This is a genomic window from Pseudoalteromonas sp. SR41-1 (assembly GCF_014164015.1).
GTDB lineage: Bacteria > Pseudomonadota > Gammaproteobacteria > Enterobacterales > Alteromonadaceae > Pseudoalteromonas > Pseudoalteromonas distincta.
This window is the reverse complement of the sequence record NZ_JACJEK010000017.1, coordinates 1-9,324: the sequence shown is the minus strand read 5'-3', so window position 1 is coordinate 9,324 and position 9,324 is coordinate 1. Positions and strand designations below refer to the sequence as shown.

At 37.4% G+C, this 9,324-nt stretch carries 6 protein-coding genes; 5 read left to right on the top strand and 1 reads right to left on the bottom strand.

All coding sequences use genetic code 11. The features are described 5' to 3' along the window. Window positions 1–17: 17 nt before the first annotated feature. Window positions 18–2,723, bottom strand: coding sequence for an endo alpha-1,4 polygalactosaminidase (locus tag H5118_RS14800; RefSeq protein WP_182749276.1), 2,706 nt, complete (start codon window positions 2,721–2,723; stop codon window positions 18–20). A 521-nt stretch (window positions 2,724–3,244) separates the two neighbouring features. On the opposite strand from H5118_RS14800, the gene H5118_RS14795 reads away from it, so the two are divergent. The 5 genes from H5118_RS14795 to H5118_RS14775 all read left to right on the top strand — a co-directional run bounded on the left by H5118_RS14795 (window position 3,245) and on the right by H5118_RS14775 (window position 9,201). Next, complete coding sequence (locus tag H5118_RS14795; protein WP_182734118.1) at window positions 3,245–4,912, top strand: methyl-accepting chemotaxis protein; 1,668 nt, start codon at window positions 3,245–3,247, stop codon at window positions 4,910–4,912. 106 nt (window positions 4,913–5,018) lie between these two features. Further along, on the top strand, window positions 5,019–5,534 hold the full coding sequence (locus H5118_RS14790; RefSeq protein ID WP_259397988.1) for a MarR family winged helix-turn-helix transcriptional regulator: 516 nt from the start codon (window positions 5,019–5,021) through the stop codon (window positions 5,532–5,534). Between the two features lie 133 nt (window positions 5,535–5,667). After that, window positions 5,668–6,417: an RIO1 family regulatory kinase/ATPase gene (locus tag H5118_RS14785; RefSeq protein WP_182749275.1), complete on the top strand. Its 750-nt coding sequence runs from the start codon at window positions 5,668–5,670 to the stop codon at window positions 6,415–6,417. Between the two features lie 314 nt (window positions 6,418–6,731). Beyond that, window positions 6,732–8,084, top strand: coding sequence for a magnesium transporter (locus H5118_RS14780; protein WP_165724231.1), 1,353 nt, complete (start codon window positions 6,732–6,734; stop codon window positions 8,082–8,084). 55 nt (window positions 8,085–8,139) lie between these two features. After that, window positions 8,140–9,201: a DUF21 domain-containing protein gene (locus tag H5118_RS14775; RefSeq protein ID WP_024598984.1), complete on the top strand. Its 1,062-nt coding sequence runs from the start codon at window positions 8,140–8,142 to the stop codon at window positions 9,199–9,201. Window positions 9,202–9,324 lie beyond the last annotated feature (123 nt).

The following is a 9,324-nucleotide window of genomic DNA, read 5'->3' as shown; positions in this document are numbered from 1 at the left end:
TTTTTTATTACTCACCATCAAGCAGCTCTTTTACATTTTAAGTAACCGTAGAATTGACCTTTTGGCAGACTAAACTGTGTGATATCAGCATTTGATTTACCTTTAAAGCGCTTTCCATCATTAGAAACAAACTCACAAGAACGCCCATTAACTAAATCAATTTTAGCAGGCACCCAGGCTTTAAAACTGACAGCTCCATTCACTTGCCAATTATCCATGGAGACATTAGCTGAAGCTAAATACGGTACATTGTTTTCTTGGCTGTGATCAAAGCTAAGCTTTGCTAAATCATCAGTTATATGAATGTAATTACCCTTTTGAGTGACGCCGGATATTCCTGAACTTTGAGCTACATTAGGAACATCAAAATCATTGGGAATACGTAATGTTCGAATACTTTGAGAGCTAAAAACCCATTCGTTATTGCTGTTTTTAGCAAGAGCTGAAAAATAAAAGTCTTTAGCTATTTTTGCATACTGGCTTAAATGTACTGGCGTATTCGGTCTTGCAAGTACGTAGTCTATATTATATTTCAGGGCATCAAGTCCAGCAGGTAGTTCACCAGAATAAAAATGAAAGTAAATACTATAGGGTTTTAATCTGTATGGTTTTTCTGTAATTTCAAATGTTTCGATTAGGCGCTTAAAACCATAATAAGGCCCATGCCACAAGTTGGTGTATACGTTCTCGTTAATAATGGGTGCATAAATTTGGTATAACAAGTCACCTTCAGGTCGTCCAATTGGCGATACATTTGTAAGAGTTGGGTTATCAGCTTTTACTGAAGTATTACCACCATTCACGTTGAGCACGCCAGCTTTTCTTGCTATGGCTAAAGCCTTTGGTCCTGGAACCGCATCGCCTGACCATAGAATTAATACTGTTTTTTTATTCTTTGGCGTCAGTCGTTCATTAATATATTGAATTGACCCTGAAATTTCTTTTTCTAAATCGACAGAGAGATACCCAGGAATATTTAAATTAAGTCCGTATTTCGTATCATCTTCATCTATGTTTTGTATTCCTGATAGCACTTTCCAAAAGTAAGGGTGGCTATATGTGTGCGATGCAACCTCTACATAAGGTAGTTCAAATATATCTCTTGCAACTTGCTCAAGTTCTTTACTTTGTTTTGAATGTAAGCCGTTAGGCTCTATGTCTGCTTGTATTATGGAGGAGGTTAATGGCAATTTGTACCTTTTTATTACCTCATCGCGAATTACTTCTGAGTTGTATGGCTTACCTTTGAAGTGCGCAATACTACTAAATCCATCGCCATCTATATGCAAAGTTAACATACGCCTTCCGCTTAGAGTCGTTGTATCAGGAGCTAATATTGTGGGTAAATTTAGTACTTTCTTTAACAATTTCTTAGGGTCGATCACCCATTTACTGCCTTCCAGTGGTAAATTATCAATTAGCCAAGGGGCTACTATTATGCCACCCAGTTTAGTCTTACTTCCTTGCGCTAGGATTTTACCATTTGCTGAACTAATGCTAATTAACGCTGTGGCGTCCGAGGTTAACTTAAGGGAATTTGGTCTGATAATTACAGGTGCTTTTGTAGTTTCACCTTTTAGCCAATCGGCAAAGTATTCAACTTTATAAGGGCCAGGTTGCGCATTATTTATATTTTCTACGCCTAAACTAATCAGTAATTTATTTGATTGAGGTAATTCCCCTAATATTAGTTCCGGTACTATTTCTAAACCTTCTTCTAGCCATTTAATAATCTCAGTACTATAAAATATATTACTAGTAGTCCAAGAAATAATGCCGGCATGTAAACTCGGATCTATTCTAGGTAACCTTTCTTTAGCTACATCTACATAATCAGGAATATACCCTAAGTATTCTATGATTGTAGCAAGCTTTGAATGAACAGATTTTTTAACTAATGGTGAAATATCGCTATTATAAGGAATTAATATTCGCCTAGGCACCGGTGTTATCGATGATGTACCCCATGTTTGCAAGTGGCCATCTGTCACCCATGGATTAAAACCTGCGTCTATAATCTTTTGTGCCATAGCGAGGCGGTTATCGGGCTTTGCATAATCAATAATTTGGACGTTGAGGCCTAAGTTTTGTGCTTTTTTTAATTGTGCGCTTAGCCAATTTTGGTCGTTTTTGTTAGTCAGTGTATAGCTATTGTCGTTAGGGTTGAAGTGGCTATACAAACCCTCAGCAACTAAGTCGTTGGCTAAATTAGCGAGTTTAGGCAATAGCTCAAAGCCCCGGTTGAGGATAAGGTGCTTATCAAAAGTTTCAGATAGAGAGCTTATTATGGTGACTAATCCAGCTTGTTGTTCGGGTTTACTGTGCTTGTCATCTAAAAGTTGATAGCTGTCTAGAGTATCTAAAAATAAGCCGCTAAAACCACGTGCTTTTAATGTCTCAGCGCTCCTTTGAATATGTTGTTGCCAATGTGCTGATGCTAAATCGGCAATATGGCTATTCCAGTTGGGGTTTATACTAAGTGATGACTTATTTTTATTAAAGGACTCGCCAACACTTAAATAAGCATAAACAGCAATATTACGTTGTTTAAACCAATTAAGTTCGTGCTCAGTGACGTGTTCGGGCTGAACTACAACGCGAGAATAAAAAGTCATTTCGGCTAGAGGTATCGGGTACGAATAGTAAAATGCAATACTATTATTTACAGGCTTTGCAAATACTTGACTAGAGATTAAAAGCGCAAGATATAAAATATATTTCATTAGTAATTCATTTTTATTAATTCATAACAGTGGCTCAAAACAATATGTTTCAATCTATCTGGTTATTTGGTACTAGGAAGATAGGGTTATTATATGTTAATAAAAAATTAATCTCTACATATTAATTTAACCTTGAGGTCAATGTTTATACTCGCTTACAAATAATCTAACTCGCTGCAATTAAAATTAATTAACTTAAATAAAAGCAGTAAGGCTACGTGGATATTATTTATAGAGAGTGTTTTAAATAATGGATAAACGTTGGATGAATTATTTTTATTAAGACTAAGGTCTCTGCGTTATTGGTGTCTAAAATGCCGAGTTGGGATTATAATATGGCTAAGCTGACTTCTAACTAACTTGGTCCTACCTAATTTCACCTATGCTTTTCTTAATATAAGTTTAAAGCGATATAAATGAGCGAAGTTATTTTGGGCAAATAAGTAAATCTGCAAACTATATTAGTTTTGCTAGATTTTAGTTGTTGCTGCACACACACCTTTATTCACCTCGGAGAAAAAATGAGTAATTTAAGCTTGAAAAACAAATTGCTGTTACTAGCTATTTTACCGCTAATGCTACTTTTGATCAGCTTAATGCTGAGTTCTTATTATTTAGAGAATAAAAATCAGCAACAAAATTTTGAAGCATTTCAAACTAAGTTAATAAGTGACAAGCAAACGTTACTAAGTACCGAAATTGAAATTGCTAGCAAAATTGTTCGCTATCAATTAGCAAATGGCTCTGAGCAAGATGCTAAAAACGCTTTAAGAGACTTAACATTTGGCCAAGGTGGTTACTTTTTTATATACGACACCAATGGCATTAGTGTTTTTCATGCATTACTAGGTGATGCTATTGAAGGGCAAAACAAAATAGGGATGACTGACCCTAACGGTAAAAAAATAATAGTGGGCTTATTAGAGCAAGCTAGAAAAGGCGGTGGCGCTTTTAACTATCATTTTCAAAAACCAAATACCACAGGCTTAGTTGAAAAGATGGGCTATGCAGCAATGATACCAGGCACAAACTGGATGATTGGTACTGGCGCATATATGGATGATATAGACGCAGAGCTACTTAAATACCAAACAACAATGCAAGAGCACATGAATGATAAGGTAATGACCTTATTATTAATTGCTTTATTTTGGGTTGTTTTAACAATTATATGTGCGTTAGTTGCCGCAAACACAATGGTAAAACCAATACAGCGCATGGCGCAAAGCCTTGACGATATTGCAAAAGGTGAGGGCGATTTAACTAAGCGTCTAGACATTGATACTAATGATGAAATAGGTCAACTTGGCGAAGCATTTAATATGTTTGTAAGTAAGCTACATGGCATTATTGCTAATGTGGTTGATGTAACACACGATGTAAAAACAGCTTCTGGTGACATAAATACACAAACACGATTAATTGAAGACAAGTTACTTAATCACAATCATGAAACAGACCTTGTTGCAACGGCTATTACCGAAATGTCGGCTACTTCTCATGAGGTGGCTCAAAATACAAACCAAGTGGCAGAGTCAACTCAAGCGGCAACGCAAGAAGTTGCTAAAGCTCAAGAGTGTGTTGATATTTCACTCTGTGAGGTTTCAAACTTAATGGGCGAAATTAACCTAGCTGCTGAACAGGTTGATTCACTCAGTGATCAATCTAAAAAGATTAATAGCGTACTAAGTGTAATTGGTGGAATTGCTGAGCAAACAAACTTACTTGCACTCAATGCTGCAATAGAAGCTGCGCGAGCAGGTGAGCAAGGCAGAGGGTTTGCAGTTGTAGCCGATGAAGTAAGAAGCCTAGCAAGTCGTACTCAAGTTAGCACACTAGAGATTAGTGAAATGTTGAGTGAGCTACATAATTTAGTATCAGATGCAGTTGCAGCAATGCAAGCAAGCCAAAGTAGTTGTAATCGCTCTGTTGAATCCTCTCGTGCTATTTCAGAAAGTTTAGGCGCTGTAACAAGCTCAGTTAGATCAATTAACGACATGAGCACACAAATTGCGACAGCGGCGCTGGAGCAAAGTAGCGTTACAGAAGAAATAAACCGTAATGTATTTGCTATTCAAGAAATAGTTAATGAGCTAACTATTTCAAGTAAAACCACCTCTTCAGTTGGTCAGCATTTAGCTGGGCGTGGTGAAAGCTTAGGACACTTAGTTGGCCAATTTAAAATTTAACAAAGCTTAAAGCCCTACACTAAAAGCCGCTAATAGCGGCTTTATTTTTGTGGGCGATTTTTTATAAAAATTATTGAATTTTTTGTATGCGTTAAGGTCTATCAGCATGCAAATATACTTATACAGTGGAATAACCATGCAAAACATGCCATCAATTAAACGTTGTACTCGAGAAGAGTTAGCGCCAGAGCAAGATTTGGGGCGTTTAGTCTCTTTTTTACGTTCGAGATTAGCCATTCATGTTGATGCCAAGTTACTTCCTATGGACTTAACTTCTGCGCAATATATTGTGGTTGTTCTACTTGCGAGAGAGTCGGTTAATACGCTTGCAGGACTTTGCGAATATATGGTTTATGATCGTGGCGCTATGAGCCGCTTACTAAACCGACTTGAAGAAAAAGGACTCATTATTAAAACGCAATGTGAGCTTGATAAGCGCTCAACTATTTTGTGTTTAAGTGAAAAAGGTAAAGCTCTTTGTCCTGAAATTATGCCTGTAGTGAACGAAGTCTATGCGCAAGCATTAAATGGTTTTTCAGAGCCAGAAAAAAACCAAATAATCGACTTACTATTCAAAGCTATAAATAATCTTGATTCACTGCCAGACTCCCCCCAAAAGTAGATTATCAATAAAATAGCGATACTGTTTCAATAGAAAGTTAGCGTGCTAATTAGTTGATCTGATTGTGCGCAGAATCTAACTTTGATAATATAGTTGCCTAGGCAATTAAGGTTATCATCTTGTTAGGTTTGTTATGATTGAAAATAATTTGTTAGTACAATTACAACAGCAATATCCAGAACATACTTTTATGCAACATCACTTAAGTGTTGTCCATAAGGGACGTTTTGCTAACGCGATTGTGTATCGATATAAAGATAATGAATTTGATTTAATCGTTAAAGATTTTAGCCAAAGCCCCTGGTTTATCCGCAAAACATTTGCACGAATGTCGGTAAATCAAGAGTATAAAGGGTTGAGCCGTTTAGCAGAGCTTGATGCAGTTGCTAACCGCCTTTGTAGATTGTCGCCGATAGCGGTTGCTTATAACTATATTGAAGGCACGCCACTGCGCGCTTTAATTCATGAAGACAAAACACTACCTGTTAACTTTTTTAGTGAGCTTGAGCGTCAAGTAGCAAAAATGCATCGCAAAGGCATCGTGCATTTAGACTTGCGTAATATGGGTAATATTTTATGCGGCGCAGACGGTAAACCTTACTTTATTGATTTTCAGTCCACTATTAGCTTTTCTCGTTTTCCACGTTGGTTGCAACGCTTTATGCGAGGATCTGACATGTCAGGCGTATATAAAGCATGGAATAAATTGGGTGAGCAGCCTCTGCCACAAAAAAAGCAAGACTATTTAGAGCGCTTTAATCACGTGCGTAAACGCTGGATTTTTAAAGGTTACCCAATACAGCGTGGCTATGCGTGGGGCACTGCACTTATTACTCAATTTGTAGATTCTGACTTAGTACGAAATATTACTGATAGACTTTAATTTAAAGCATAAACCATAATTTAAAAACACCTAATTCATTGTGTGATTTTGCCCATATTAGCCTAGCTAATATGGGATTTTTTTTATTATAAGTAATCCCTTTAGTTTGTTTACTTGTTGTTTAATCCCTCAAAAATAATTCCTTTTACTGTTTTTTTAATTTTTTAAAATAAATATTAGTACTGCATTTAGTTTGCCCATACAATGCGCAAAAATAGCTTGCGCATGCTTAATAAGTTCACGTTTTTTCTGCAATTTTTTATTGTTCAAGTAGACTATAAATAATGTGCGCTTTTAAATTTTAAGGTTTTAAGATGATTGAGTATCCGGTAGACCAACTTCCACAGCTCATAAATGATTTATTGCAATGCGATACAACAGAACGCAAAAATAAATTATTAGCAGATGCGCAGTTAACGCTTTCAACAGAGCACCTGTCATTACTTTTTGAGGCGATACCAAAAGAGCAACGACTTGAAATTTGGCAGTTGCTTGATGAAGACACGCAACACGAAATTTTTGTTAATTTAAGTGAAGATAGTTGTTTGTGGTTGCTACAAACGCTAGAAGACACTGAGGCTTTTAAACTTCTTGATGAAGTTAATGTAGAAGAGCTACTGGAACTTGAAGAAGTTATACCAGAGCGATTTGTTGAGTATGCAAAAAAGCAACTCGATGAAGCGCAAACCAAACAATATGATTTAGCGCAGCAATACCCGCCAGAGCAATTAGGTCACTGGTTAGGTTTTGACTTTTTAAAAGTATCGGAGAAGCTAACAGCCGGTGGTGCTAAAAAATTGCTACACAAAGGTTTACCGCAATACAGTGAAGTTATTTATTTAGTAAGCCGCAAGGGTAGTTTAATAGGTGAGGTTGCGGTAAATGATTTAATAAAAGCCAGCGACACCGATAACTTAATGACATTGGCAAATCATGACTTTTCATCGCTCCATGCTGATGATGATTTATATGAAGCGGCAGAAGTGGTGATCCACAGTGAAAAAATGGCACTGCCAGTGGTTAATGTTGATAACAAATTACTTGGGCGATTAACCATTGCCTCTGCTTATGAATTACGACAAGAAATTGCTGATGAAGCAGCCGCTAAAGCCGGTGGTTTACGTGAAGACGAAGACCTGTTCGCAAGTGTGCGAAAAAGTGCTAAAAACCGTGGCATATGGTTAGGTATTAATTTAGCTACTGCCTTTTTAGCGTCGTGGTTTATCGGTTTATTTGGCGCAACGATAGAACAAGTTGTAGCACTAGCGGTATTAATGCCAGTGGTCGCTTCTATGGGGGGAATTGCAGGTAGTCAAACATTAACCGTTATTGTGCGAGGTTTAGCGCTTGGACAGGTTACAGATTCAAACCGTAATGCGTTGCTTAAAAAAGAGCTGCGTGTTGGCGCTGTAAATGGCTTGGTATGGGCGTTTGTAATCGGCCTACTTACCTTTTTATGGTTTAACGACTTAATGCTTAGTATTACGATTACGGTAGCCATATTATTGAATTTAGTGGCCGCGTCACTAGCAGGTGTTGTTATTCCGTCTATTTTAGACAAAATGAAAATTGATCCTGCGTTATCTGGTTCGGTAATTTTAACTACCGTTACCGATATTGTTGGGTTTGTTACCTTTTTAGGTTTAGGCAGTTTATTGCTTTTATAAGCCTTATACCAATTCGCTTAATTAAGTGAATTGGTATTACTAACAGGAAAATACAATGACCTTTGAAGTCATGATTTGGTGTGCAATTGCTTTGTGTATTTCACAATCGGCAATATTTTCGGGCTTAAACTTAGCGTTTTTTTCACTAAGTAGGCTTCAGCTTGAAATGGAAAGTGCAAAAGGGAACGAGGCGGCCATAAAAGTCATGGCCCTTCGAAACGACTCTAACTTTTTATTATCGACTATTTTGTGGGGTAACGTAGGTATTAACGTACTACTTACACTACTTTCTGATTCGGTATTAATGGGCGCAAGTTCGTTTTTATTCTCAACTATCGCAATTACTATTATTGGTGAAATAACACCACAGGCTTATTTTTCGCGTAATGCGTTAAAAATGGCGAGCCTACTTTCGCCGTTAATTAAGTTTTATCAGATTCTGTTTTATATAGTTGCTAAGCCAACTGCTTTAATTCTCGATGCATGGTTAGGTAAAGAGGGGATTACGTACTTTGCTGAAAGTGAGCTCAGGGGTATTATTCGCAAACACATAGAGGCTGAAGAAGCTGATGTTCAACACGTTGAGGGAATAGGCGCGCTTAACTTTTTTAGCTTAGATGAAATAAGCGTAACCAAAGAGGGTGAGGTAATTGATCCAGACTCGATTATTGCTTTGCCTACTAAGCTTGATTTGCCTATTTTCCCAGACCTTACATTAACAACTGATAATGAGTTTTTACGCAAACTACATAAGTCAGGTTATAACTGGGTGATCATTACCAATGAAGACGGTTGGCCTTTATTAGTGGTAGATGCTGACGGCTTTTTAAGATCAGCGTTATTTGAGCCAGATACGTTTGACCCTTATCACTATTGTCACAGACCTATAATTGTTGCTGATGAAGCGATGCGTTTAAGTGAAGTGATTTTAAAAATACGGGCTAATCATTCTTTAGATAAATCGTTTGATGGGGCCATTGATCACGATGTGGTATTAGTGTGGAGCGATGTGAAACGCATTATTACCGGCGCTGATATATTTGGTCGGTTGCTCAAAGGTATGAGTGCACCAAAACTCGAACTGCATGAAAATACAGAGAATAAAAAGCCGCTGTAAAGCTGTCTCTTGATCACAAGTCTGACTCAAGAGATTTTGCTAAATCGTAGCCTTCCAGGATGGCTTGTAACTTAAGCCATCCTTGCCATAACACTTTCACAGATGCACGCCCTGTGCGCTTGG